This is a genomic window from Candidatus Pantoea floridensis (genome assembly GCF_900215435.1).
In the GTDB taxonomy this organism is placed as follows: domain Bacteria; phylum Pseudomonadota; class Gammaproteobacteria; order Enterobacterales; family Enterobacteriaceae; genus Pantoea; species Pantoea floridensis.
In genome coordinates this window covers 1,785,621-1,809,605 of record NZ_OCMY01000001.1, presented here as the reverse complement: position 1 = coordinate 1,809,605, position 23,985 = coordinate 1,785,621, and the positions used below count along the sequence as shown (strand labels likewise).

General features: G+C 52.2%; 20 protein-coding genes, 1 tRNA gene and 4 pseudogenes. 19 read left to right on the top strand and 6 right to left on the bottom strand.

What is annotated here, in order from left to right; genetic code table 11:
• Positions 1-130 precede the first annotated feature (130 nt).
• The 14 genes and pseudogenes from CRO19_RS08425 (at position 131) to CRO19_RS26460 (ending at position 10,230) form a co-directional block, all read left to right on the top strand.
• Entirely contained in the window at positions 131-1,201 is a 1,071-nt protein-coding gene (locus CRO19_RS08425; protein ID WP_097095427.1) for a polymorphic toxin type 44 domain-containing protein, read from the top strand.
• A 2-nt stretch (positions 1,202-1,203) separates the two neighbouring features.
• A complete protein-coding gene (gene tsiR / locus CRO19_RS08420) occupies positions 1,204-1,674 on the top strand; it encodes an immunity protein TsiR (protein ID WP_176519139.1) in 471 nt (156 codons plus the stop codon).
• An 83-nt stretch (positions 1,675-1,757) separates the two neighbouring features.
• Positions 1,758-1,913, top strand: a pseudogene (locus tag CRO19_RS08415) (type VI secretion system baseplate subunit TssF); the annotation flags it as partial.
• Positions 1,906-2,151, top strand: a pseudogene (locus CRO19_RS08410) (type VI secretion system domain-containing protein); the annotation flags it as partial. The pseudogenes CRO19_RS08415 and CRO19_RS08410, both read left to right, overlap by 8 nt.
• Positions 2,152-2,182: 31 nt before the next feature.
• On the top strand, positions 2,183-3,448 hold the full coding sequence (locus CRO19_RS08405) for a PAAR domain-containing protein (protein WP_097095425.1): 1,266 nt from the start codon (positions 2,183-2,185) through the stop codon (positions 3,446-3,448).
• A 3-nt stretch (positions 3,449-3,451) separates the two neighbouring features.
• Complete coding sequence (locus tag CRO19_RS08400) at positions 3,452-3,889, top strand: DUF1240 domain-containing protein (protein ID WP_097095424.1); 438 nt, start codon at positions 3,452-3,454, stop codon at positions 3,887-3,889.
• Positions 3,879-4,298: a DUF1240 domain-containing protein gene (locus CRO19_RS25825; RefSeq protein ID WP_141400227.1), complete on the top strand. Its 420-nt coding sequence runs from the start codon at positions 3,879-3,881 to the stop codon at positions 4,296-4,298. The genes CRO19_RS08400 and CRO19_RS25825 overlap by 11 nt, the downstream gene beginning before the upstream one ends.
• 91 nt (positions 4,299-4,389) lie before the next feature.
• Positions 4,390-5,614, top strand: a pseudogene (gene tssF / locus CRO19_RS08390) (type VI secretion system baseplate subunit TssF); the annotation flags it as partial.
• Positions 5,615-5,625: 11 nt separating this feature from the next.
• On the top strand, positions 5,626-5,937 hold the full coding sequence (locus CRO19_RS08385; protein WP_320204466.1) for a hypothetical protein: 312 nt from the start codon (positions 5,626-5,628) through the stop codon (positions 5,935-5,937).
• A 122-nt stretch (positions 5,938-6,059) separates the two neighbouring features.
• On the top strand, positions 6,060-6,458 hold the full coding sequence (locus tag CRO19_RS26465) for a YdcA family protein (protein ID WP_097097615.1): 399 nt from the start codon (positions 6,060-6,062) through the stop codon (positions 6,456-6,458).
• A gap of 78 nt (positions 6,459-6,536) precedes the next feature.
• Entirely contained in the window at positions 6,537-7,781 is a 1,245-nt protein-coding gene (locus CRO19_RS08375) for a GIY-YIG nuclease family protein (protein WP_097095422.1), read from the top strand.
• Between the two features lie 77 nt (positions 7,782-7,858).
• Positions 7,859-9,685 (top strand): 3'-5' exonuclease, encoded by a 1,827-nt coding sequence (locus CRO19_RS08370; protein WP_370659786.1) that lies wholly within the window; start codon positions 7,859-7,861, stop codon positions 9,683-9,685.
• Positions 9,672-9,970 (top strand): annotated as a pseudogene (locus CRO19_RS08365) (type VI secretion system ImpA family N-terminal domain-containing protein); the annotation flags it as partial. The gene CRO19_RS08370 and the pseudogene CRO19_RS08365, both read left to right, overlap by 14 nt.
• Positions 9,901-10,230, top strand: a complete 330-nt coding sequence (locus CRO19_RS26460) for a VasL domain-containing protein (RefSeq protein WP_141400226.1) — start codon at positions 9,901-9,903, stop codon at positions 10,228-10,230. The pseudogene CRO19_RS08365 and the gene CRO19_RS26460, both read left to right, overlap by 70 nt.
• Positions 10,231-10,330: 100 nt before the next feature.
• Here the strand turns inward: CRO19_RS26460 and CRO19_RS08355 are convergent.
• The 5 genes from CRO19_RS08355 to xylF form a co-directional block, all read right to left on the bottom strand.
• Positions 10,331-10,425 (bottom strand) — tRNA-Sec (locus CRO19_RS08355).
• Positions 10,426-10,486: 61 nt separating this feature from the next.
• A complete protein-coding gene (gene xylR, locus CRO19_RS08350) occupies positions 10,487-11,665 on the bottom strand; it encodes a D-xylose utilization transcriptional activator XylR (RefSeq protein WP_097095421.1) in 1,179 nt (392 codons plus the stop codon).
• 92 nt (positions 11,666-11,757) lie between these two features.
• Positions 11,758-12,939, bottom strand: a complete 1,182-nt coding sequence (gene xylH, locus CRO19_RS08345; RefSeq protein ID WP_097095420.1) for a xylose ABC transporter permease XylH — start codon at positions 12,937-12,939, stop codon at positions 11,758-11,760.
• On the bottom strand, positions 12,932-14,458 hold the full coding sequence (locus tag CRO19_RS08340) for a xylose ABC transporter ATP-binding protein (RefSeq protein WP_097095419.1): 1,527 nt from the start codon (positions 14,456-14,458) through the stop codon (positions 12,932-12,934). The genes xylH and CRO19_RS08340 overlap by 8 nt, the downstream gene beginning before the upstream one ends.
• Before the next feature lie 22 nt (positions 14,459-14,480).
• Positions 14,481-15,473 carry a D-xylose ABC transporter substrate-binding protein gene (gene xylF, locus CRO19_RS08335; RefSeq protein WP_097095418.1) on the bottom strand — a complete coding sequence of 331 codons (993 nt, stop codon included), beginning with the start codon at positions 15,471-15,473 and terminating at the stop codon, positions 14,481-14,483.
• Between the two features lie 354 nt (positions 15,474-15,827).
• Here xylF and xylA point away from each other — a divergent pair, with 354 nt between their 5' ends.
• From xylA to CRO19_RS08320, 3 genes are all read left to right on the top strand, one after another.
• Complete coding sequence (gene xylA / locus CRO19_RS08330; protein WP_097095417.1) at positions 15,828-17,150, top strand: xylose isomerase; 1,323 nt, start codon at positions 15,828-15,830, stop codon at positions 17,148-17,150.
• A gap of 17 nt (positions 17,151-17,167) precedes the next feature.
• A complete protein-coding gene (xylB, locus tag CRO19_RS08325) occupies positions 17,168-18,610 on the top strand; it encodes a xylulokinase (protein ID WP_097095416.1) in 1,443 nt (480 codons plus the stop codon).
• Between the two features lie 204 nt (positions 18,611-18,814).
• A complete protein-coding gene (locus CRO19_RS08320) occupies positions 18,815-19,747 on the top strand; it encodes a GlxA family transcriptional regulator (RefSeq protein WP_097095415.1) in 933 nt (310 codons plus the stop codon).
• Here CRO19_RS08320 and CRO19_RS08315 read toward each other — a convergent pair.
• Complete coding sequence (locus CRO19_RS08315; protein ID WP_097095414.1) at positions 19,732-20,727, bottom strand: acyltransferase; 996 nt, start codon at positions 20,725-20,727, stop codon at positions 19,732-19,734. The genes CRO19_RS08320 and CRO19_RS08315 overlap by 16 nt on opposite strands.
• Positions 20,728-20,935: 208 nt before the next feature.
• Here CRO19_RS08315 and glyQ point away from each other — a divergent pair, with 208 nt between their 5' ends.
• Positions 20,936-21,847, top strand: coding sequence for a glycine--tRNA ligase subunit alpha (gene glyQ, locus CRO19_RS08310; protein ID WP_008105242.1), 912 nt, complete (start codon positions 20,936-20,938; stop codon positions 21,845-21,847).
• A gap of 9 nt (positions 21,848-21,856) precedes the next feature.
• A complete protein-coding gene (gene glyS, locus CRO19_RS08305) occupies positions 21,857-23,926 on the top strand; it encodes a glycine--tRNA ligase subunit beta (RefSeq protein ID WP_097095413.1) in 2,070 nt (689 codons plus the stop codon).
• The last annotated feature ends 59 nt before the right edge of the window (positions 23,927-23,985 follow it).

Sequence of the window (23,985 nt, the reverse complement as noted above, 5' to 3'; positions counted from 1 at the left end):
ATTGAAACCGATAAATCACGGTTACAGCCAGAGATGGACCAGCTTCTGGCGGGTCTGATTGCGCTCGATCCGGCAAGCAGTGCAGTGCTGTGCGGATAACCAGGACTTAATTTAGCGAAAAGGGAAGCGTATGGGAGCTGAAGGCTATTATCTGGTGCAGGGCGACAAGACGACCTGTGGCGGGAGAATCACCACGGGCGCAGAGGATCATACTCTGTTTGATAAACCTGTGGCACGGGAGCAGGACAGCGTGACCTGCGGTAAACATGCCGGGCTTTTCAGGATAGCCGGTGGTATCGACAACGATACCATTCATGACAGGCGAATGGCCGGAACCCTCAACAGCTACAGTACCTGCCCCTGTAAGGCGAAGTTTATTCCGTCGATGTGGAATGATACATATGAGAAAAGTGGTGGTAGTGCAGATTCTGCAGAGAGAACAACGACAGCGGCAGCCACAACCACTTCATCAGCAACTACTCCATCAGTAACGACTTCCGGGCAGTCGTCAGATCTTAAGAGTAAGCTGCATTGTCAGCATGCTGACGGCGCTATACAGGTTGCTGATTATATACTCAATGAAATTAAAACGAATGTCAGAGGCCAGACTGCAGAAACAATACGTTATTTAATCGACGAAGATACTTTAAAACAAAGGCGCGCTGAGTGGGATAGACTTCCTTTTTATGCAAAGCTGGCTCCCCCTCCTCAGCCAGATTTGCTTGCTGCAATGGCAGTCTGGTATCAGACTGTTAAAACGGGTTCTACTTGGGATCACAAACCGAAGATTCGCGATAGATTTTCGTCGGTTGCAGTTGCGCGACCATTACCCAGAAAAGGGAAACCGTCAAGGTCTTATTACCACAAGTTCAAACAGCATGATTACTTTTATGATGTTTGGTCAAACATACATTATGGCTATGTTGGCCTTAGTGTCGGCTTTTCAGAATCATTGCTCTTAAAAGGTTCTACTTGGGAACAAAACATGACGCCAGGGGCGATTGGTGACGATACGGTGGACGACGTTACGAGCATGAAAATCGGTTTTGCTCTGTTCCATCAACACGGGAAATATGCAGACAGTTTGACTGTGAATAATATACTTGACGCGCTCGAGAAAACAGCTGATGTGTTAATACCTCACTCAAAGGAAAAACATTGGTGCTGGAATACAGATAACCCAGATAAGATTGAGGAGTGATTATGAAAAAGAAAATAGTTCTGGGTTGCATTGTATTGTTTTCGGGGCTATTGGTGCTAATTGCTCACATCTTCCCGACACGACCTTTCGTTACTATTACAAATAATACTAACAAGCCTCTTTTCATATATGCTGGTGAGAGCATCTATGACGTTGACCCCGAGCCTGAAGAAGTTGAGCGAATTATAAGGTCAAAACCTGAAATCATAGCTCCCGGCGAGCAATATGAATTTACTGCCTCGTTTATATCTCTGATTAGAAGAGATGCAGCAATCGATGTCGGTTGGCGGATTGGTGGCCAATATGAATATAATTCAACTGGTGGTGGAGGTCAGAATTTTATTCTTTCATCAACAGCAGGGGCGTGTTCTGTATCGATTAAAATAAACGATGGATTTAATAATAATATATTAGAGGGCACACCTGGTAATTTGTGTTTTAAAAAAATAATGGCATTCAAGTATAAATATTGATCTATGCCCTGCTTTCTTGGAAATACCTGTTTAAAGTTGAAATTTCCAGTATTTAATAATTGATAAGAAATTAATATAAATATATGGATGATTTAACCCAACGTTATTATGACGCCGAAATGCGCTATCTGCTGGAAGCCGGTGAAGAATTTGCCCGTGCTCACCCCGAGCAGGCGGCAATGCTCAATCTCGATAAAGTTGGAGCGCGCGACCCGTCCGTGGAGCGGCTAGCAGGAGGGGAAAAACGAGCTGGCGCTGCATCTGCTGGATAAGCTCGATAGTGCAGCTCAGACAATCACCCTCACGCAGTGGACACCTGCACTGTTGTTTGAAGTGAAATCGCGCCGCCTCAGACTGCTGCGCATGAAAGCCACACGCATTGAAACCGATAAATCACGGTTACAGCCAGAGATGGACCAGCTTCTGGCGGGTCTGATTGCGCTCGATCCGGCAAGCAGTGCAGTGCTGTGCGGATAACCAGGACTTAATTAAGCGAAAAGGGAAGCGTATGGGAGCTGAAGGCTATTATCTGGTGCAGGGCGACAAGACGACCTGTGGCGGGAGAATCACCACGGGCGCAGAGGATCACACTCTGTTTGATAAACCTGTGGCACGGGAGCAGGACAGTGTGACCTGCGGCAAGCATGCCGGGCTTTTTAAAATTGCCGGCGGTATCGATAACGACACTATTCATGATCGGCGTATGGCCGGCACCCTCGACAGTTACAGCACTTGCCCCTGCAAAGCGAAATTTATTCCGTCGATGATGGATGATACGTACGAGAAGAGTAGCGGAGCTTCCGCTACAGAACCAGCAGCAGGCTTTGCAGCACCTGTGCAAACTTCGCCAGAATTGCCGAGTTATCTGACCGGTAAGCAAAAGCCAACTAGATTTGTACCTGATTATCCAGTTTTACGGAATACTCATGATTTACCTGATGGTAATTTGAGGGCTATGCTAAGGCAAACTAATCAGGATGTGATGCTGCTCACTCTTCCAGAAGCTTTCGAAATATTGTCCTCGTGGGGGGCATGGAAACACGGGTGGGTAGCAATAACAGAAAGTGACCCCGGACAAATAGTTGTAAATTATGGAACAAATATCAAGGATGTTGTGACTGCATCCATGTTGATCAACCAATTGGGAAGCTTCAGCATAAAAGCAACAACATATGTAAACCACAACGGTACAGAACTGATAAAAATAAGTGGTTATCCTGGTGTAAGGAAGATATTGAATGCACCTGTGTTTGCGGCTAAAAATCCAAAGATTGTTGATTTGGGAATTGGTAAATATGGGTTTGCAAAATCTGTTGTTGAAGGAGCACGGCTGACATTTTATGTTGCAGCCGCTTATAGGACTATTGATTTCATTTTGAACGATGAGAGGTCTTTAGCTGAATTCATAGGATCTCTGGCTACTGATGTAGTGAAAATCGGCATTGTATCAGTAGTCACATTTGTCGTTGGAAGTGTCGTAGTAACCCCGTTGATTGCATTTAACCTTGTAATAGTCATTGGCGTTGGATTTTTTGCTGCCTGGGGTTTAAATAAGCTGGACCAGAAGTTTGGTGTGACAGACAAAGTAGTTGAGTACATTGATGCGGCTCAACAAGAATTTACTGAAAAAGCTAGAGAAATGGAAGACGGTTTTTGGGACTTAGGTGCTATGCTTGCAGGGCAAATGTTAAAAAAAGGAAAGCAAATTATAGAATCAGAGATTAGGGGATATTTGAGAGATTCGATTGGCGATATTACCAAAAGGACATACTAATATATGAATAAAAAAAACAAGGCTGTTTTTTCAGTTGTTATATTGTTGGTTGTTTCTATTGTGTCATTTTGCTTTTGGTTGAGCGAAATTTCTGATTATCTAGAATTCCCTGAAGAGATTGTTTTTTCGTGGATGTCATTAAGTCTTATATCGATACCGATAATGTTTGCATTTCCCTTATACTGGTTTTTTCTCTCACTTCGACATGGGGATAAACATGCACTTAAAAAAGTGAATGGAATTATGCCGCTTTTTAAGTTTATGTGTGTATTTACTTTTGCATTGTCATGTGCGATGTCGTTTGGTTATTTATCAGCACTAAAAAGCAAAGGTTACATTCTTTGCTCGGGAGTACCCTCTGGATGGACACCAGGAACAGCAAGCAAATATGTAGTTGATAAAAAATTATGCTTCAATTCGGGTTTTCAACATGAAAGATAGAGTTCGCGCATTTTTCGCTATCATTATCATTCTTGGGTTATGTTTTCTGAGTTTTTATCTTGGTGGAAGTATATTTAAAGAATATTTCAGCTTTGGTGATGAGATTGTTTTTTCATGGTTAACCGTTGCTTTAGTTGCGTTGCCTTTTGTAATGACATTCCCATTGGCCTATTTTATTCTGGTTCTCTTCAAGGGTAATGAGTTTGCTTTCAGGAAGATGGATTATTATGTCGTTTATTTAAAATGGGGTTGCATTGCTATCGTTGTACTGGGTCTGTTGTACTCCATCCTCTATCCCAAAGAGCTGCTTAGCAGAGGATATGTACGCTGCAATGGTATTCCATTGGGCTGGATGCCAGGCACAGCCACTCGTTATGTAAAAGAAAGATTTTCCTGTAAACCATATTGATGAGCGACCTTTTCTATTTGAAGTCGCCTGCCGGTTTTTTGGAATTCCCTTCATCGCTCATCACGCAGTAATTAACTAAACAGAAACTACTATGGACGACTTAACTCTGCGTTATTACGACGCCGAAATGCGCTACCTGCTCGAAGCGGGTGAAGAATTTGCTCAGGCCCACCCAGCAGGCGGCAATGCTTAATCTTGATAAAGCGGGCGCACGCGACCCGTATGTGGAACGCCTGTTCGAAGGTTTTGCTTTCCTGATGGGGCGGCTTCGCGAGAAGCTGGACGACGATCTGCTGGAGCTGACCGAAGGTCTGGTCAGCCTGCTGTGGCCGCATTACCTGCGCACCATCCCGTCCTTGTCAGTGGTCGAATTTTCTCCGGACTGGCTCCAGATGAAGGAGCCGATGCGGGTAGCCAAAGGCTTCGAGGTTCATTCCCGACCAATTGGTGAGAAGGGCACGCGCTGCCGCTACACCACCACAAAGGAAATCAGCCTGCAGCCGCTGTCGCTGGCACGGGCGAGTCTGGCAACCGATACGGATGGCCGCTCAGTCGTGACGCTGCGTTTCAGTTGCAGCAGCCTTGAGGACTGGAGCCGTCTTGACCTCAGCCATATCCCGCTCTATCTCAACGCTGATGCACCACTGGCCTGTGCCATGCACGAAGCCTTTACCATGAACGTGGCCCGGATGTGGCTGCGTCTTCCAGGGGAGGTGGACAGAAGGCCACTTGATGGGTATTTCACCGCGCTGGGATTTGGCGATGATGACGACTTGTGGCCGAAGGGAAGCAGCAGCTTTAGCGGCTATCAACTGCTGCTGGAGTACTTTACCTTCCGTGAGAAATTCATGTTCACGGGGCTACGTGGGCTGGAGACCGTGGCCTTTCCGGCTGAGCTCCCATGGTTTGGAATCGACGTGGTACTGACTGAGCGCTGGGAGCATGACTTCAGCTTTACCGAAAAGCATCTGCGCCTGAACTGTGTGCCGGTGATTAACCTGTTCCCGCTGGAATCTGAACCGCTGACGCTCAATTCTCTGCAAACAGAATACATGCTGCGCCCAATGCGCGTGCAGGATGGTCATACCGAGATATACGCTGTCGGTTCGGTGATGTCATCAAGCCAACATACCTACGTGCCGTTTTCGAGCTTCCGCCACAAAGGCGGAATGATGCGCCATGAAGCCCCGGAATATTACTACCACACTCGTGTGCGTCGCGGTCCGTCAGGTCTGCATAACACCTGGCTTATCCTCGGCGGTGAAGCCTTTGATAACCACACGGTACCGGAAGACGAAAGCCTGTCGCTGACGCTACCGGACTGAATATGGAGGCGCTCACGGCATCCGTTACGGGCCTGCTGGTGGAGGGCAGGGCTTTTGATATTTCCGGTATCATCCTGCGTGTTGACGACCGTGCCGTAAAGTTTGAGCCGGTATTTTTATATGGCCAGGTCGTCAAAGGATGCGTGGAGGCGACATTTCATGATGGAGGGCATGTGACTTCACTGGGACGTTTATTCATGCAATCAGGTAGCGTGAGCGAGTGGACCTTTACTCCAACGGGGGCACTCTCCCGTCCCGGAAAAATAATTGATGAGAGCACGTTTTTTGGTCTGATTTTAGAGCTTCTACCATAGCGGATGCTGAAAATTGAATCGTTATTTTTTTGCTATGAATCATTGCATATTTTCCTGACGAAATGATCAATAGCTTTCGGATTACTTAGCCCCAAAGTAAGGAATAAATCACGGATATGGAAATGAGAAAATTAATCTTCCTTCTGGTATCAGGAATACTGTTTACGGCACAAGCCGATGCTGCGCGTGGACGGCAGCCCTGTTCAGGTTCAAAAGGCGGTATAGCGCACTGCACATCGGATGGACGCTTTGCCTGTAATGACGGGAGTCTGAGTCAGTCAAAACGATTCTGTTCCGGTTATGGTTCCTCAGAAGCCAGCAATCGGGTAAAACCGTCCACTTCTACCCGAAAAACGCAGACGAAAAAGGTGACAACAGCGAAAAAGCAAAATCAGCAACGAGTGACAGAAAACGATGAGCCGGTCAATACCCAACCCCGCCAGCCCACATGCGCTCCCCTCTATATGGCCAGCAAGCCCGGATACACTCATTTACCCATTTGCTCAGGGAACCCGTATTAATTTGATATGGCAAAGATTCTCTTCCCGTTATTCAGATTAAATCGTCAGGATAGAAATAAGAAAGGAAAGAAATAAAACATGGCACGAAGAAAAAAAGATGACAATGCTGCAGGTATTATTCTGGTTATTATTGGCGTCATTGCCTGGGGCATTTATGTCGCGGTAAGAGCATTAATTAATTTTAATGAGCGATTTATTGAATCTGTGTCGAATCCGGCAGGGATCATCGGTCTGTTCTTTGGCTTACTGATAGCCGCTGTGCTGATAATACGGGTTTTCATTTACCGGGGATTCCGGAAGAAAACAGCAGAGCTTGAACAGGCCGCGTCGGACCTGGCTCAGAAAGAGAAAGCCTTTGATGAAACCGTCAGTAATGAAGTGAGCCGCGGCCTGTATCAGGAAAAGAAACAGCTTTCCGGTCAGTGGGATGACTTTCACAATGCCAGAAATAAAGCCTCCCAGGCACTGCAGCGTATTGTGGACTCCGCGTATAAATTCAAAGTCAAAACACTGCTTTCCGGCACCACGGTTAATAACTGGCAAAGCAAATACGACCAGCTCAGGAAGGAGAGAGACGCTTACGCGGCCATCAGTGAGAAAATCACTTTTCTGGAACTTGAAGATAATGCCGACTGGGAAGGCGTAAAACAGCAGTTTTTGGATAAGGTCGTCCTGCTGGAAAAAGCGCAGGAAGAAAAAGAATATCAGGCAGAGCTCAAGCGTCAGATGCGGGAAGAAAGACAGCGTCAGGATGAGCTGGAGCAGCAGCAGCGCGAAGCGGAAGAGGAGGAGCAGCGCCTTGCTGAGCAGCAGCGTCTACTGGAGGAAGCTCTGCTCGCGGCTGAAGGTGCTCACAGAGAAGAGCTGGAAAGACAGCGTCTGGAGCTGGAGCAGAAAATCCAGGACGTACACCAACAGTATGAACGAGCTAAATCCATGGCACAGCTCACGAAGCAGGGACACGTGTATATCATTTCAAATATCGGTTCTTTCGGCGAAAACGTCTTTAAAATCGGCATGACCCGACGACTGGAGCCTATGGATCGCGTGAAAGAACTGAGCGGGGCAGCCGTTCCGTATGATTTTGACGTTCATGCCATGATTTCCTGCGATGACGCCCCTGCACTTGAAAGAACGCTGCACGACCATCTGGAAAGCTACCGTATTAACCGGGTTAACCTGCGCAAGGAATTTTTCCGGGTTGAGCTCAGCAGAATTATTGATGAGGTGGAGCGCCACCACGGGCAGGTTGAATATATTGCTGACCCGGTGGCGCTACAGTATCTGCAGAGTCTTGAATATGCAGAAAGCGAAGCCGCATAACATCATATTCTGAAATTTTGACAGCGTAACTATTGCAGGGCTCCGCTGATGCACTGCACATAAGTGGATAACATTGTATGGCGAAATTAATGACGTCTCTGACGCTATGTTCCGGGAGAATGACGCACGGGGAGCGACGCGTAGCCCAGCGCCTTGAGTCACATCTCGGGGAGGACTGCCTTATCTGGTATGACATTCCGGTGGGGCGGGAATACAGGCATCCTGACTTTGTTATCATCGATCCCGTCAACGGCCTTATTTTTCTTGAAGTCAAAGACTGGAAGCTGAGCACCTTTCAGCATATTGACCCGCAGACGGTTACTCTCCTGACTGCGCAGGGAGAAAAGCAGGAACAAAATCCGCTGGTACAGGTCAGGGAGTATGCCTGTGCGACCGTCGAATCGTTATCCCGTGAGCCGAAACTGCAGCAAAATACCGGCCTGTACAAAGGTAAACTTAATATTGCCTGGGCTTATGGTGTTGTTTTTACCAATATCACCCGCCAGCAACTGACCTCCCTCTCAACCGACGGGGCGGTAGAATCCATATTTCCCCGGGCACTGACGATTTGTCAGGATGAAATGACTGAGTCTGTTTCTTTATCTACTTTTCGTTCTAAAATTTCCGGATTGTTTACTACCCGGTTCAGACCGGCAGTCACTCCGGTTGTCAGGGATATTCTCCGACAGCACCTGTTCCCGGAGATTGCCATTCGGACAAAGAAAAAGAGTAATCAGGTCTGCAGGGTAATGGACCTGCAACAGGAGGTTCTTGCCCGAAACCTCGGGGAAGGGCACCGCGTCATACACGGCGTGGCGGGTTCTGGTAAGACGCTCATTTTGCTCTACCGCTGTCTGTATCTTTCAGAAACGACAACGCGTCCTGTATTAGTGCTCTGTTTTAATATTATCCTGGCAAACTATATCCGTGAATGCATTGCTGAAAGAGGGCTGTCGGGGAAAGTGCACGTGTATCATTTCCACGACTGGTGCGCGAATGCTGCCCGAAAATTCAAACTCAATGTGAGCCGGGAAGGGCTGTACTTTGATAATTGCTTTGACGCTCTGGAAAATGCGGTTAACAGCGGAGCCGTGACGGACAGTGGTTATGATGCCGTGCTGGTCGATGAGGGGCATGATTTTGACCAGCGCTGGCTTTCGCTCATTGCTCGCCTGTTTGATAACACAACCCGTTCACTATTACTGATGTACGATGACGCGCAGTCGCTGTACCGACGTGAGAGAGCACTTAACTTCTCGCTGGCGAGTGTGGGTATCCAGGCTCAGGGGCGCACGTCTGTACTTAGGGTCAACTATCGTAACCCCTGCCGCATACTCAATTTCGCTTACGCCTTCTCACGTGACTATTTTGAAAGTCATCATAATCAGGAGCTCCCTCTGGTGCTGCCGGAAGCCTGCGGAGAAGAGGGGGATATTCCTGATATTGAATTATGCCAGTCTGAAGCGGAGGAGGCCCGTCGTGTAGTGGCATGGCTGAAGGAGCAACACGCGATTGCATGCCGCTGGGGAGATATGGCGGTAGTGTGCCCGACGCGTTATTCAGCAGACAGGCTCACCGTATTGCTGAATCAGCATAAGATACCCACCGCCGTCAGCTTTACCTCCGGGGATAAAAAAGCCTATTCACATCGTGACGATGTTGTACACCTCATGACCTTCCAGAGCAGTAAAGGTCTTGAATTTCCTTACGTTGCCGTCATCAATGCGTCTTTTGTTCATAAAGCAGCGGCGGATGAGTCGGAAGCTATCCCGGCGCTTTACGTGGCTTTTACCCGAGCGACTCGTTCGCTGCTGGTGACATGCTACAAAGAAAACAGCATCAGTCGTCAACTGACAAAATTTGCCGGCGTAGATCTACTGGGGCAACCGGATGACTATGCATAAAAAATTAAAAACCGGTAGCGGCCCACGGATGCTGTCGGATTATGCCACCCTGCGCGATGAGCTGACTCATCCGACTCGCCCGGATGTAAACTGGCGTTATGCCGAAAAACTGTGCCTTTCGCTGTTTGAGCAAAATGGTGTGGAGCTGCAAACGGCGGCCTGGTTGTTCGGCCTGAATGAAGGACTACCCATTCTGGAGGCCCTGATAAGCCATCATGGGGCACGCTCTGGCCGCAGCCGGTTCACGCTCGCATGGAAATCCTCAGTGGTTTGAGTCAGCGCCTGTAACAGCGGCTGCGCTCCCTCCACCGCAGGATCTTATCGCCCAGACACAGCAGCAGCTTGCCCGGCTGGATACATTGCCTCCTGACTTGATTATTGGTTACGGTTGGCAGCTCGTAGAACAGGCTCAGGTGTTGTGGCCGGAGCAGGCTAAATCCCTGGCGCGGCAGCCTAGGACTGATCGAGTGGCAAAACAGATTTGGGGGTATCAAAAAAGAGCTCACAATTTTACCCCCCCTTTAGCACCCCCAAATGTTTATTGATGGGGGTAGAATCCTGTTGACTCCCAGAGAGGATAGAAAGAGGTTATTCCAGTGAAATAGGGGGTTTAGTTGAATGTGAGGAAGTTCGAGAGAGCTAAAGTGGCGGAAGATCACAGGAGTCGAACCTGCCCAGGACCGCTGGCGGCCCTAACCGGATTTGAAATCCGGCCGCCTCACCGGAGACGACGATCTTCCTTTTACGTTGCCGCAGGAGTATAGCGGCAAAAGCGGGGGAATTCTTGATCTTAGCCAGTCGTCACAACACATTTTCGCCGTGAAGTTGCCGATACTCCTTTGGCGTATTGGCATAACTCTTTTTAAACACCGAATAGAAGTATTGCAGCGAAGGATAACCGCACATTTGCGAGATCTCATTGATGCTCATTGAAGAACACGCCAGCAACTCGCGCGCTTTCTCCAGTTTTTCCCGATGGATCATGGCGTGGATGGTATCGCCGGTTTCGTCGCGGAAGCGTTTTTCCAGGTTAGAGCGTGAAATACCGATGGCGTCGAGAACCTGCTCAACCTTGATGCCTTTACAGGCGTTAAAACGGATGTAATGCATCGCCTGAATGACGGCGGGATCGTGTAAGGAGCGGTAATCGGTGGAGCGACGCGCAATCACTTTCACCGGCGGCACCAGAATGCGTTGCAGTTCCAAAGAGTGCTTATCCAGCAGGCGATGCAGCAGTTTTGCTGCCTGATAACCCATCTGGCGCGATCCCTGCGCGACCGATGAGAGCGCCACGCGCGATAGATAACGCGTCAACTCTTCGTTGTCGATGCCAATTACGGTGAGCTTTTCCGGCACTGGAATTTTCAGGTATTCACAGGCCTGCAGAAGGTGTCGTGCACGGGCATCGGTGACGGCGATGATGCCGGTTTGTGGTGGCAGCGTTTGCAGCCAGTCTGCCAAACGGTTTTGTGCGTGCTGCCAATTTTCCGGTGCCGTTTCCATTCCCTGATAAACCACCCCCTGATAGCGCTCGCGCGATACCAGCTGGCGAAAAGCATATTCACGCTCCTGTGCCCAGCGTTTGCCGCTGGCGGCGGGCAGGCCATAAAAGGCGAAGCGGTTAATGCCTTTTTCTTTTAAATGTAAGAAGGCACTCTCCACCAGCGCGGCATTATCGGTGGCGATATAATGAACGGGCGGATAGTCCTGTTGCTGATGATAAGATCCTCCAACACCCACAATCGGTACCGACACATTCGCCAGCAATTTTTCAATGGAAGGATCGTCGTAATCGGCGATTACGCCATCGCCCAGCCATTCGCGAATGTTGTCGATACGGCAGCGAAAATCCTCTTCTATAAAGATGTCCCAGTCCGTCTGCGACGCCTGTAAATATTCACCAACACCTTCAACCACCTGGCGGTCATAAACCTTGTTGGCGTTGAACAGTAACGTAATGCGAAAACGTTTCTCATGCATAATGGCGCCCCTCCTAAACTCGCTGCACCTTGCATAGCACGGCGCAGCCGATGGCAGAAAGAATTTGCGCCACATTGTGATCGCTCACGCGATTACATCCGGCGTCGCGTCGCAGTGTCCATCCATACCGCGAGCAGCAGAATCGCGCCCTTAACGATGTACTGCCAGAAGGTCGGGACATCCATCATGCTCATGCCGTTATCAAGTGAAGCCATGATAAAGGCGCCTATTACCGCGCCGGCCACGGAACCCACCCCGCCCGCGAGGCTGGTGCCGCCGATGACACAGGCGGCGATGGCATCCAGTTCAGCTATGTTGCCCGCTGAAGGTGAACCCGCACCCAGGCGTGAACTCAAAATCAAACCAGCAATCGCCACCATAACGCCATTGATCGCGAAAACAGCCAGCTTGGTGCGGGCCACATTAATTCCGGAGAGACGCGCGGCATCAAGATTGCCGCCTATGGCATAGATCCGGCGGCCAAATGCAGTACGGGTTGCCATAAACATTCCGCCCAGCAGTAGCAGGGCTAATAACAGTACGGGCGTAGGTACGCCGCGATAATCGTTCAGCAGCCAGATCGCGCCCAGCACCAAAATGGCGGTAATGGCCTGCCGTACCAGCGCACCACTGACTGAGGCCTGCGTCAGGCCCAGCTTTTGACGGCGCAGACGTAAACGCCATTGCCAGAGAATAAATAACGCAAGACCCGCAAAGCCGAATCCGAAACCAATACCGCCAGGCAGATAGCTTTGCCCAATTTGTGACATGGCTGGGCTGGTCGGCGCAACCGTTGTGCCGTCGGTGATGCCCACCAGAATGCCACGAAACGCCAGCATCCCCGCCAGCGTGACGATAAAGGAAGGCACTTTGCGATAGGCTACCCACCAGCCGTTCCAGGTGCCAAGTAGCAACCCCATTACCAGCGTTACGACAATAGTCAGTGGCAGAGGCCAACCGAGCCAGACGTCAAAAATGGCTGCTGCACCGCCGAGCAAACCCATCATTGATCCGACCGAGAGATCGATTTCTGCGGAGATAATGACAAACACCATGCCGACCGCAAGAATGCCGGTAATGGCAGTCTGGCGCAGCAGATTGGAAACATTCCGGGCGCTGAGCCACGCCCCGTCGGTGGTCCAGGTAAAGAACAGAGCAATCAGCACAATCGCACCCAGCATCACCAGTACCTGTAGATCAGGCAGTGCGAATCTCCCCGGCGCGCCTTTACCGGGTGTAGTGAAACCGCGTTGTGTACTTTCGGTCTTAAGCATAATGTTCACTCCGCAGGGCGGCTTCCATCACCTGCTCCTGAGTCAGGTTATCGTTAATCAGATCGGCTTTGATTTGTCCTTCATGCATCACCAAAACCCGATCGCTCAGCCCCAGCACCTCGGGCAACTCCGAAGAAATAACAATCACGGCAATCCCTTGCTGCACCAGCGCATTGATCAGCAGATAGATCTCCTGGCGTGCGCCGACATCAATGCCGCGCGTTGGCTCATCAAGAATTAAAATCTGCGGATTGAGCAGCAGGCATTTGGCGAGAATTGCCTTCTGTTGGTTCCCGCCGCTCAGGCGACCAATCGGCAGCTCCGGCGACGAGGTTTTCACCCGCAGGCGCGTAATGGCCTGATTGATCGCTTGCTGCTCCTGCGCTTCGTCCAGGATGGAAAGTCGTGGTGTGAATTGTTCCAGGGCGGCAAGGGTGATGTTTTTACCCACGCCCATTAGTGAAACAATCCCATCCTTTTTACGATCTTCGGGCACCATCGCAATGCCATGGGCAATGGCGCTGCGGCAGTCGCGGATGTGGGCCTTCTTCCCGTTGATAAAGATGTCTCCCTGCCAGCGGCCCGGCCAAACGCCAAATAAGCACTGCACGGTTTCTGTTCGGCCCGCACCCACCAGACCGGCGATGCCAAGGATTTCGCCACGTTTCAGGCTGAAAGAGACATTATTTACCCTTCGAACATGACGGTTGATGGGATGCCAGGCGGTGAGATTCTCAACCTGCAACACGGTGTCACCCATTTCATGTGGAGTGTGAGGATAGAGTGCAGTTAATTCTCGGCCCACCATCATGGTAATAATGTCATCCTCGCTCAGGCCAGCGGCAGGACGGGTGGCGATATGCTGGCCATCGCGGATTACGCAGATGGTGTCTGAAATCGCCTTCACTTCGTTGAGCTTGTGCGAGATGTAAATACAGGCGATGCCATGTTCGCGCAGGTTCTGGATGATGCTAAGGAGAACCCCGGTTTCCTGTTCCGTGAGCGAAGAGGTTGGTTCATCGAGAATCAACAGGCGCACCTGTTTATTCAGGGCGCGCGCAATCTCCACCAGCTGCTGTTGGCCTAATCCCAGTTCGCCGACGCGCGTGTCAGGTGAGACATGGAGTTTGACTCGCTCCAGCAACTGCTGGCAGCGCAACGTCATGATTTCATCATCCACCATGCCAAAGCGGCTCAGCTCCGCACCGAGGAAAATATTCTCCATGACCGTCAGTTGTCGCACCAGCGCCAGCTCTTGATGAATAATCACAATCCCTTTGCGCTCGGTATCACGAATGGTCTGCGCCTGGATTTCATCACCTGCAAACTGGATAGTGCCGTCGAAGTCACCGTGTGGATAAAGCCCGCACAGGATCTTCATCAGTGTCGATTTTCCTGAGCCGTTTTCACCGCACAGTGACATCACTTCACCTGCTTCCAGCCGCAGGCTAACGTCATCCAGTGCTTTCACCGTGCCGAAACGCTTTGTGATATGGTTCATTTCCAGCAACATCGACATCTCTCCTTCACCGGCTCACTTTTTAAAGTTCGCTTTGCTTGTGGAAGCCATCTTTAACAACTGTGCTTTCAATATTGTCTTTGTTTACGGAGATCGGTTTCAGTAGAAGGGATGGCACATCTTTAAGGCCATTATTGAGTTTGCCGTTGCTGGTCGGCTGTTGATTGTCACCCAGTTGCACGGCGATTTTGGCTGCTTCGGTGGCAAGCTCTGTGATGGGTTTATAAACCGTCATGGTTTGTGTGCCGTTCATAATGCGTTTGATAGCGGCAAGATCGGCATCCTGCCCGGAGATGGCAACCTTGCCCGAAAGCCCCTGCGCACTAAGCGCCTGAATCGCCCCCCCGGCGGTGGCATCATTTGAGGCCACAACGGCATCAATATGGTTACCGTTAGCGGTTAACGCATTTTCCATAATTTTCAGGGCATTTTCCGGCAGCCAGGCATCAACCCACTGATCGCCCACCACTTTAATACTGCCATTATCAATATAAGGTTTTAACACTTTCATCTGACCTGCGCGGAACAGGCGAGCATTATTATCAACGGGCGAACCCCCCATTAGAAAATAATTCCCTTTTGGTACCTGTTTCACAATGCTTTCAGCCTGCAACTCGCCAACCTTTTCATTATCAAAAGAGATATAAAAATCAATGTCAGCGTTATTAATCATGCGGTCATAGGCCAGAACTTTAATACCTTCACGTTTCGCTTCTGCCACGACATTACTTAAAACCTGGCCGTTATAAGGGATGATGACTAACACATCGACGCCGCGATTTATCATATTCTCAATTTGCGACATCTGGGTTTCTTCATTGCCGTTTGCCGATTGCACAAACACTTTGGCGCCCATAGATTCAGCTTGTTTAACAAAGATATCGCGGTCTTTCTGCCAACGTTCCAGGCGTAAATCATCAATGGCCATACCGATTTTTACTTCTTTAGCACTACCAGCATGACTAAACAGAGCCAGTGCTGCGCAGGCGGCTAACAGTGAATGTTTTATCTTCATGGTGTTCATCCTGTAGGTTGAGGCTATTGTCGTTGTAAGGCAAAACCAGGCCGATGAATTGTTGCGCTGAGTTTCTGACAACATCAATTACTGATTTTTATCTGGCCATTACGTTTTTTGGTTTATTTGCGATTTTATGAGCGCGATCGGGATTTAATTGTTTTCAGAAAAAGGAATGGTGTGGAGAAGATGAAAGGGGATAATGAAAATAACAACATTGTTTTGCGAACTGGCGCACAAATAATAATTATCTCACTGCGAGTGTTAAATATCGTAATTGAGAAGCAGTAAATTACATTATCACAATGAAGGCTCAAAGCTGACCATTCGGGTCCTCATGCTAAGGAGCTTTATATGCACGCCTATTTCGACCAGCTTGACCGCGTTCGTTATGAAGGGACCGCAACGCATAATCCGCTGGCGTTCCGCCATTACAACCCAGAAGAAGTGATCCTGGGGAAAACCATGGCTGAGCATCTGCGTTTTGCGGCCTGTTACTGGCACACTTTCTGCTGGAATGGCGCGGATATGTTTGGCGTTGGCGCATTTGATCGCCCCTGGCAGAAGCAGGGCGATGCGCTCACGCTGGCGCAGCAAAAGGCGGATGTCGCTTTTGAATTTTTCCAGAAGCTGAACGTGCCCTATTACTGCTTCCATGATGTAGATGTCTCTCCGGAAGGCGACTCGCTGCAACGCTATCGAGAGAACTTTGCCGTCATGACGGATAAGTTGCTGCAAAAGCAGCAGGAAACCGGCGTGAAGTTGCTGTGGGGAACCGCAAACTGCTTCACTCATCCGCGCTACGGCGCCGGGGCGGCCACCAATCCGGATCCGGAAATTTTTGCCTGGGCGGCGACTCAGGTGTGCAGTGCGATGCAGGCGACACAAACCCTTGGCGGCGAAAATTATGTGTTATGGGGCGGCCGCGAAGGTTATGAAACCTTGCTGAATACCGACCTACGCCAGGAGCGCGAGCAGATTGGCCGGTTTATGCAGATGGTGGTGGAACATAAGCACAAAATCGGTTTCAACGGCATGTTGCTGATTGAGCCGAAGCCACAGGAGCCTACAAAACATCAGTATGATTATGATGTGGCGACGGTTTATGGCTTCCTGAAGCAGTTTGGGCTGGAGAAAGAGATTAAGGTGAATGTGGAGGCTAACCACGCCACGCTGGCGGGCCACTCGTTCCACCACGAAATTGCTACCGCTATCGCGCTCGGTATTTTTGGTTCGGTAGATGCAAACCGCGGTGATGCTCAATGCGGCTGGGACACCGACCAATTCCCCATCAGCGTCGAAGAGAACGCTCTGGTGCTGTACGAAATTATCAAAGCGGGCGGATTTACCACCGGCGGCTTAAACTTTGATGCCAAAGTGCGGCGTCAGAGCACGGATAAATATGATCTGTTCTATGGCCATATCGGGGCGATGGATACGATGGCGCTGGCATTAAAAGTTGCGGCACGCATGGTAGCGGATGGCGAGCTGGATAAGCGCGTAGCACAGCGTTATAGCGGCTGGAACGGGGAGTTTGGTCAGCAGATTCTGAAAGGAGAGTTCTCACTTGCAGCGCTGGCAGAGCAAGCAGAGCAACAACAGTTCAATCCACAACATCGCAGTGGCCGTCAGGAACAGCTGGAAAACCTGGTGAATCACTATCTGTTTGATTTTTAAATTTTCAGGAGCGCAGCATGGTTATCGGCATCGATTTGGGCACCTCCGGCGTGAAAGTGGTGTTGCTGGATGCAGTCGGCAAGGTGATTGCCGTGGCGAGTGCGCCGCTGGAGATCTCACGCCCGCAGCCGCTGTGGAGCGAACAGGATCCGGAAAGCTGGTGGCAGGCGACAGATAAAGCCATGCAGGCGCTGGGGCAGCAGCACGATCTCAGCGGCGTTAAGGCGATTGGCCTGAGCGGCCAGATGCACGGTGCTACCTTGCTGGATAGCGATAATCAGGTGCTGCGCCCGGCGATTTTATGGAATGACGGGCGCAGCGGCGAGCAGTGCCGCGAGCTGGAGCAGCGCGTGCCGGATGCGCGTCACATCACCGGCAATCTGATGATGCCCGGCTTTACCGCGCCCAAGCTGCTGTGGGTGAAACAGCATGAGCCGCAGCTGTTTGCGCAGGTGGCTAAGGTGCTGTTGCCGAAAGATTATCTGCGCTGGCGTATGAGCGGTGACTTCGCCAGCGATATGTCGGATGCGGCGGGAACCCTGTGGCTGGATGTGGCACGGCGTGACTGGAGCGATGTGATGCTCAACGCCTGTGATTTGCAGCGCAGCCAGATGCCGCAGCTGTTTGAGGGCAATCAGATCACCGGCAGCTTATTGCCGGATGTTGCCACGCGCTGGGGTATGCAAGCCGTACCGCTGGTGGCGGGCGGTGGCGATAATGCGGCGGGCGCCGTGGGTGTTGGTATGGTCGAGCCGGGACAAGGCATGCTTTCACTTGGCACATCCGGTGTTTATTTCGTAGTGAGCGACGGCTATCTCAGCAATCCAGCGCGTGCCGTGCACAGCTTCTGCCATGCGCTGCCACAGCGCTGGCATTTGATGTCAGTAATGTTAAGCGCTGCGTCCTGCCTCGATTGGGCGGCGGCGCTGACCGGCTGCGAGAGTGTGCCGCAGCTGCTGGCCGAAGCAGAAAACGCGCGGAGCGATGCCTCGCCGCTGTGGTTCCTGCCGTATCTCTCTGGTGAGCGGACGCCGCACAACAATCCGCAGGCGCAGGGCGCATTCTTTGGTTTAACGCATCAACATGGCCGACCGGAGCTGGCGCGCGCGGTGCTGGAAGGCGTGGGTTTTGCATTGGCTGAAGGCATGGATGCGGTGCACGAGTGTGATGTGCAGCCAAAAACCGTGATGCTGATTGGCGGCGGCGCGCGTAGTGCATACTGGCGGCAGATGTTGGCCGATATTAGCGGGCTGACGCTGGATTATTGTCACGGCGGCGAAGTCGGCCCGGCGCTGGGTGCGGCGAGATTAGCGCAGCTGGCAATTGATGCAGATAGCGAATGGCCGTCGCTGGCGTTGGCGCAGCGGCATCAGCCCGATGCGGCGCGTCATCAGGCCTATCAGCCGCAGCGCGACAAGTTTGCGCGCTTGTATCAGCAGTTAAAGCCGTTGATGTCTTAATGATGGCTGGATTTGGCAGGTGCTGGAAATTTTTATTAGATATGATAAGTGAGTAATGTCAGATGGTGTGGCCTGATTTGGTCGCCATGAATGGCGACCCTACGCTGTAGGGGCGGCATTCATGCCGCCCTGGCCGAACGTCGCACCTAATTTGGCATTTATGCTGCCCTGGCTGAAGACCTCACCCCTAACCCGGAGCCCATCATGCCACAACACGTCTTCTTCCTTGTCCTTCCCGGCGTGATGGCGCTGGATCTCACCGGCCCGGCGGAAACCCTGCAGCTGGCCGACGGTCACTTCGCGCTGCACTACGTCGGCCCGCAGCCCAGCGTGCTGTGCTCCACCGGCATGACCATCGCAGACGTTGCGCCGCTACCGGCACAGCTTCCTGAAAACAGCCTGCTGGTGGTGCCAGGCGTCTATGATTCACGCGTATGGTTTGATACCGCACCGGCGGCGCTGGCGCGTGACTGGCTGCGTCAGCAGCAAGCGGACATTGATGCTAAGCGCATCACATTGATCTGTATCTGTTCCGGTGCTTTGCTCTCGGCTCAGGCGGGATTGCTGGATGGCGTGCAATGCACCACCCATCATGATGTTCTGCCACGTTTGAAAGCCGCCGCACCCGCTGCATTGGTGAAAGATAACCGCGTGTTCGTGGAAGATGGCGGCATCTGGACCAGCGCTGGCATTACCGCCGGTATCGACCTGGCGCTCCATCTGATCAATCGCTTATGTGGTGCGCAACAGGCGCTGAAGGTGGCGCGCGAAATGGTGGTGTGGTTCCGCCGTTCGGGCGATGATCCGCAACTCTCGCCGTGGCTGCGCTATCGCAACCATCTGCATCCGGCGATTCATCGCGCGCAGGACCTGATGATTGCCCATCCCGAGCGCGACTGGTCGCTTACCGCACTCGCCGAGCGGGCGCACGTCAGCGAGCGTCATCTTACGCGGCTGTTCCGTCAGCATCTGGGGATCAGCGTACGTGAGTATCATGAGCAGCTGCGTTTGGTGATTGCACGTCAACGTCAGCAGCAGGGCGAAGCGGCGGAAAAAGCGGCGCTGGCGGCCGGATTCTCCTCGGCACGCCAGCTGAAGCGAGCGTATCAGCGTTGGGACGATCAGCTCACCAGATGACGTTTATCGATGCGTTTTAACAGCATCGCTAGCAGCAAACTGCCAAGGAGCGTAACGCCCATCACCCAAGGTAAATCGAGCCACGGCCGCGACATGTCGTCGTAATGATGGGTGCGCAGATAATGGATAAACAGCGCGTGGAAACCATAAATCGGCAGTGAATAGCGCGAGATCGTCGCCAGCCCCGGCAGGGCGCGCTGATTCAACCTATTTTTGAACACTATCAGTAGGCTAATTGCAGCAATAAACACCAGCGGTCCGCAGTAGAGATACCATGTATCATTGAACGCGCCGTTGATTTTCAGCATCTGTTTAGTGCCGAGTGCAATGCCAATCACGCAGGCGATAAAGCCTAATCCTGCCAGCCAGCTAATGCCGCGCTTATCCGTCTCCATACAGCCAATCGCGCGACCGAGCAGCGCATACAGCAGGTAATAAATGCTGTCGCCGCTGACATAAAGATTCACCGGCAGCCAGTGGAATGGCCCCAGCGACTGGCTCACGGTATTGGGATTCGCCAGTACCGCCAACACGATGACCAACATGGCCACGTAGCGCGGCGCCACGCTTTTCACCTGAATCAACGGTGAAAGCAGATAGATGCCGATAATGGCGAAGAAGAACCACAGGTGATAGAAGACCGGTTTTTGCAGCAGTTTGAGCAGCGATCGTCCTTCACTGATCGGCGTTAGCCAGGTGATATATGCCAGCGCCACCGCGCTGTAAAACAGCAGGCACAGCACGATGCGCAGCAGATGCCGCCCCTGCGCGCTGCGTTCGCCGAAGAACAGATATCCTGAGATCATAAAGAATAGCGGAACGCAGACGCGCGACGCCGAGTTAAGCAGGTTCGCCACATCCCAGCTGGTGCCGGTTACCGCCATGGGCCCGGTGATGTACCAGGTGGTGGTGTGGATGACGATCACCATCAGGCAGGCAACCGCGCGTAAGTTATCGATCCAGTAGATTTTTTGCTGCATGGCGTCCTCTTGCATTCACTGCGAAGAAGGGTAGCCAGTGGGTGGCACGCCAACAACCCTTCTGGCTGCAATTCAGATCACTCTGTATCAATAACCTGCGCGCTATAGCGACGAAATTGGCGCTGGATTTCCGGCTGCACAATCTGCGGTCAAAGGGTATACTGGCGCACTCTTTTTTTAACCGATCCGTATCGCGTGCGAATTCAACATGCAAAAGTTTGATACCAAGACCTTTCAGGGCCTGATCCTGACCTTGCAGGATTACTGGGCGCGTCAAGGCTGCACCATCGTCCAACCGTTGGACATGGAAGTGGGCGCCGGCACCTCTCACCCGATGACTTGCCTGCGCGCCTTAGGCCCAGAGCCGATGGCCACCGCCTACGTACAGCCATCGCGTCGTCCAACTGACGGACGCTACGGTGAAAACCCGAACCGTTTGCAGCACTATTACCAGTTCCAGGTGGTGATTAAGCCCAACCCGGACAATCTTCAGGAGCTGTACCTTGGGTCGCTGAAAGAGCTGGGTATGGATCCGACCATTCACGATATTCGCTTTGTCGAAGATAACTGGGAAAACCCAACGCTCGGTGCGTGGGGACTCGGTTGGGAAGTGTGGCTGAACGGCATGGAAGTGACGCAGTTTACGTACTTCCAGCAGGTTGGCGGCCTGGAGTGTAAGCCGGTAACCGGCGAGATCACTTACGGCTTAGAGCGTCTGGCGATGTACATCCAGGGCGTAGACAGCGTTTACGATCTGGTGTGGAGCGATGGTCCGTTCGGCAAAACCACTTACGGCGAAGTGTTCCATCAGAACGAAGTGGAGCAGTCGACCTACAACTTCGAATACGCTGACGTCGACTTCCTTTTCACCTGCTTCGAGCAGTATGAGAAAGAAGCGCAGCAGCTGCTGGCGCTGGAAAAACCGCTGCCGCTGCCTGCCTACGAGCGCATTCTGAAAGCGGCACACAGCTTTAACCTGCTGGACGCCCGCAAGGCGATTTCAGTCACCGAACGCCAGCGCTATATCCTGCGTATCCGCACCCTGACGAAAGCCGTGGCGGAAGCCTATTACGCGTCCCGCGAGGCGCTTGGCTTCCCAATGTGCAATAAAAACAAGTAAGAGGCAGCCATGACCGATAAAACTTTCCTGGTGGAAATTGGCACCGAAGAGTTGCCTCCGAAAGCGCTGCGCAGCCTGGCAGAAGCCTTTGCTGCGCACTTCACCGCTGAACTTGATAGCGCCGGTCTGGCGCATGGCGAGGTGAGCTGGTTTGCCGCGCCGCGCCGTCTGGCGCTGAAAGTGGCTACCCTTGCCGCCGCGCAGCCGGATCGCGAAGTTGAAAAACGTGGCCCGGCTATCGCCGCTGCGTTTGATGCCGACGGCAAGGCGACCAAAGCGGCCGAAGGCTGGGCGCGTGGCAACGGCATCACCGTTGATCAGGCTGAGCGCCTGAGCACCGATAAAGGCGAATGGCTGGTGCATCGCGCAGCGATCACTGGCGAAAGCGCGCAGGCGCTGCTGCCCGCGATGGTCGCGACTGCGCTGAGCAAGCTGCCGATTCCTAAGCTAATGCGCTGGGGTGCGAGCGACGTGCAGTTTGTGCGCCCGGTACACACCGTTACGCTGCTGCTCGGCGATGAGCTGATTCCCGCGAAGATTCTCGGTATTGAGTCCGATCGCGTGATTCGAGGTCATCGCTTTATGGGCGAGCCAGAGTTCACTATCGATAATGCCGATCAATATCCGCAGCTGCTGCTGGAGCGTGGCAACGTTGTCGCTGATTACGCCGCGCGTAAAGCCAAAATCAAAGCGGATGCTGAAGCGGCAGCGCAGAAAATTGGCGGCATCGCCGATCTGAGCGAAAGCCTGCTGGAAGAAGTGACCTCGCTGGTGGAATGGCCGGTGGTGCTGACGGCGAAGTTCGAAGAGAAGTTCCTCGCGGTACCGGCTGAAGCGCTGGTGTACACCATGAAAGGTGACCAGAAGTACTTCCCGGTGTACGACGCGGCGGGCAAACTGCTGCCGAATTTCATCTTCGTAACCAACATCGAATCCAAAGATCCGCAGCAGATCATCTCCGGTAACGAGAAGGTGGTGCGCCCGCGTTTGGCGGATGCGGAATTCTTCTTCAACACTGACCGCAAACAGCGTCTGGAAGATAACCTGCCGCGTCTGGAAACGGTCCTGTTCCAGAAAGAGCTGGGTACGTTGCGCGATAAAACTGACCGCATTCAGGCGCTGGCTGGCTGGATTGCGGCGCAGATTGGCGCCGATGTCAATCACGCGACCCGCGCCGGCTTGCTGTCGAAATGTGACCTGATGACCAACATGGTCTTCGAGTTCACCGATACGCAGGGCGTGATGGGCATGCACTACGCGCGCCACGATGGCGAAGCGGAAGATGTGGCCGTGGCCCTGAACGAGCAGTATCAGCCGCGCTTTGCCGGTGACGATCTGCCGTCGAATCCTGTCGCCTGTGCTGTAGCGATTGCTGACAAGATGGATACCCTCGCGGGCATCTTCGGTATTGGTCAGCATCCTAAAGGCGATAAAGACCCGTTCGCACTGCGTCGCGCGGCGCTAGGCGTGCTGCGCATCATCGTTGAGAAAAACCTGCCGCTCGATCTGCAAACGCTAACCGAAGAAGCGGTGCGTCTGTACGGTAGCAAGCTGAGCAACGCGAAAGTGGTCGATGAAGTGATCGACTTTATGCTGGGTCGCTTCCGTACCTGGTATCAGGAAGAGGGCCACAGCGTTGACACCATTCAGGCGGTGCTGGCGCGTCGTCCAACTCGTCCGGCAGACTTCGATGCGCGCATGAAGGCGGTTTCGCATTTCCGTACGCTGGAAGCCGCAGCCACGCTGGCCGCGGCCAACAAGCGCGTGTCGAATATCCTGGCGAAATCGACCGAAACCCTGAATGACAGCGTGCAGGCTTCCCTGCTGAAAGAGAACGAAGAGATCCAGCTGGCGACCTTCGTGACCGCGCTGGGCGATAAGCTGCAGCCGTTCTTTGCAGAGGGTCGCTATCAGGATGCGCTGGTGGAACTGGCGCAACTGCGTGAAGCGGTGGACAATTTCTTCGATAAAGTGATGGTTAACGCTGACGATCAGGCGGTGCGTATTAACCGTCTGACGCTGCTGGCACAGCTGCGTCAGCTGTTCCTGCAGGTAGCGGATATTTCGCTGTTGCAGTAATTGGCTTTGTCGCCATAAATGGCGACCCTACGCTGTAGGGGCCGGATAAATCGGAAGGG

What these genes read in the sequence shown, in the direction of transcription:
- CRO19_RS08425 (WP_097095427.1), top strand. Translation starts at nt 131, where the DNA reads ATGGGAGCTGAAGGCTATTATCTGGTGCAGGGCGACAAGACGACCTGT.
- tsiR (WP_176519139.1), top strand. Translation starts at nt 1,204, where the DNA reads ATGAAAAAGAAAATAGTTCTGGGTTGCATTGTATTGTTTTCGGGGCTA.
- CRO19_RS08405 (WP_097095425.1), top strand. Translation starts at nt 2,183, where the DNA reads ATGGGAGCTGAAGGCTATTATCTGGTGCAGGGCGACAAGACGACCTGT.
- CRO19_RS08400 (WP_097095424.1), top strand. Translation starts at nt 3,452, where the DNA reads ATGAATAAAAAAAACAAGGCTGTTTTTTCAGTTGTTATATTGTTGGTT.
- CRO19_RS25825 (WP_141400227.1), top strand. Translation starts at nt 3,879, where the DNA reads ATGAAAGATAGAGTTCGCGCATTTTTCGCTATCATTATCATTCTTGGG.
- CRO19_RS08385 (WP_320204466.1), top strand. Translation starts at nt 5,626, where the DNA reads ATGGAGGCGCTCACGGCATCCGTTACGGGCCTGCTGGTGGAGGGCAGG.
- CRO19_RS26465 (WP_097097615.1), top strand. Translation starts at nt 6,060, where the DNA reads ATGAGAAAATTAATCTTCCTTCTGGTATCAGGAATACTGTTTACGGCA.
- CRO19_RS08375 (WP_097095422.1), top strand. Translation starts at nt 6,537, where the DNA reads ATGGCACGAAGAAAAAAAGATGACAATGCTGCAGGTATTATTCTGGTT.
- CRO19_RS08370 (WP_370659786.1), top strand. Translation starts at nt 7,859, where the DNA reads ATGGCGAAATTAATGACGTCTCTGACGCTATGTTCCGGGAGAATGACG.
- CRO19_RS26460 (WP_141400226.1), top strand. Translation starts at nt 9,901, where the DNA reads ATGGGGCACGCTCTGGCCGCAGCCGGTTCACGCTCGCATGGAAATCCT.
- xylR (WP_097095421.1), bottom strand. Translation starts at nt 11,665, where the DNA reads ATGCATGAGAAACGTTTTCGCATTACGTTACTGTTCAACGCCAACAAG.
- xylH (WP_097095420.1), bottom strand. Translation starts at nt 12,939, where the DNA reads ATGCTTAAGACCGAAAGTACACAACGCGGTTTCACTACACCCGGTAAA.
- CRO19_RS08340 (WP_097095419.1), bottom strand. Translation starts at nt 14,458, where the DNA reads ATGTCGATGTTGCTGGAAATGAACCATATCACAAAGCGTTTCGGCACG.
- xylF (WP_097095418.1), bottom strand. Translation starts at nt 15,473, where the DNA reads ATGAAGATAAAACATTCACTGTTAGCCGCCTGCGCAGCACTGGCTCTG.
- xylA (WP_097095417.1), top strand. Translation starts at nt 15,828, where the DNA reads ATGCACGCCTATTTCGACCAGCTTGACCGCGTTCGTTATGAAGGGACC.
- xylB (WP_097095416.1), top strand. Translation starts at nt 17,168, where the DNA reads ATGGTTATCGGCATCGATTTGGGCACCTCCGGCGTGAAAGTGGTGTTG.
- CRO19_RS08320 (WP_097095415.1), top strand. Translation starts at nt 18,815, where the DNA reads ATGCCACAACACGTCTTCTTCCTTGTCCTTCCCGGCGTGATGGCGCTG.
- CRO19_RS08315 (WP_097095414.1), bottom strand. Translation starts at nt 20,727, where the DNA reads ATGCAGCAAAAAATCTACTGGATCGATAACTTACGCGCGGTTGCCTGC.
- glyQ (WP_008105242.1), top strand. Translation starts at nt 20,936, where the DNA reads ATGCAAAAGTTTGATACCAAGACCTTTCAGGGCCTGATCCTGACCTTG.
- glyS (WP_097095413.1), top strand. Translation starts at nt 21,857, where the DNA reads ATGACCGATAAAACTTTCCTGGTGGAAATTGGCACCGAAGAGTTGCCT.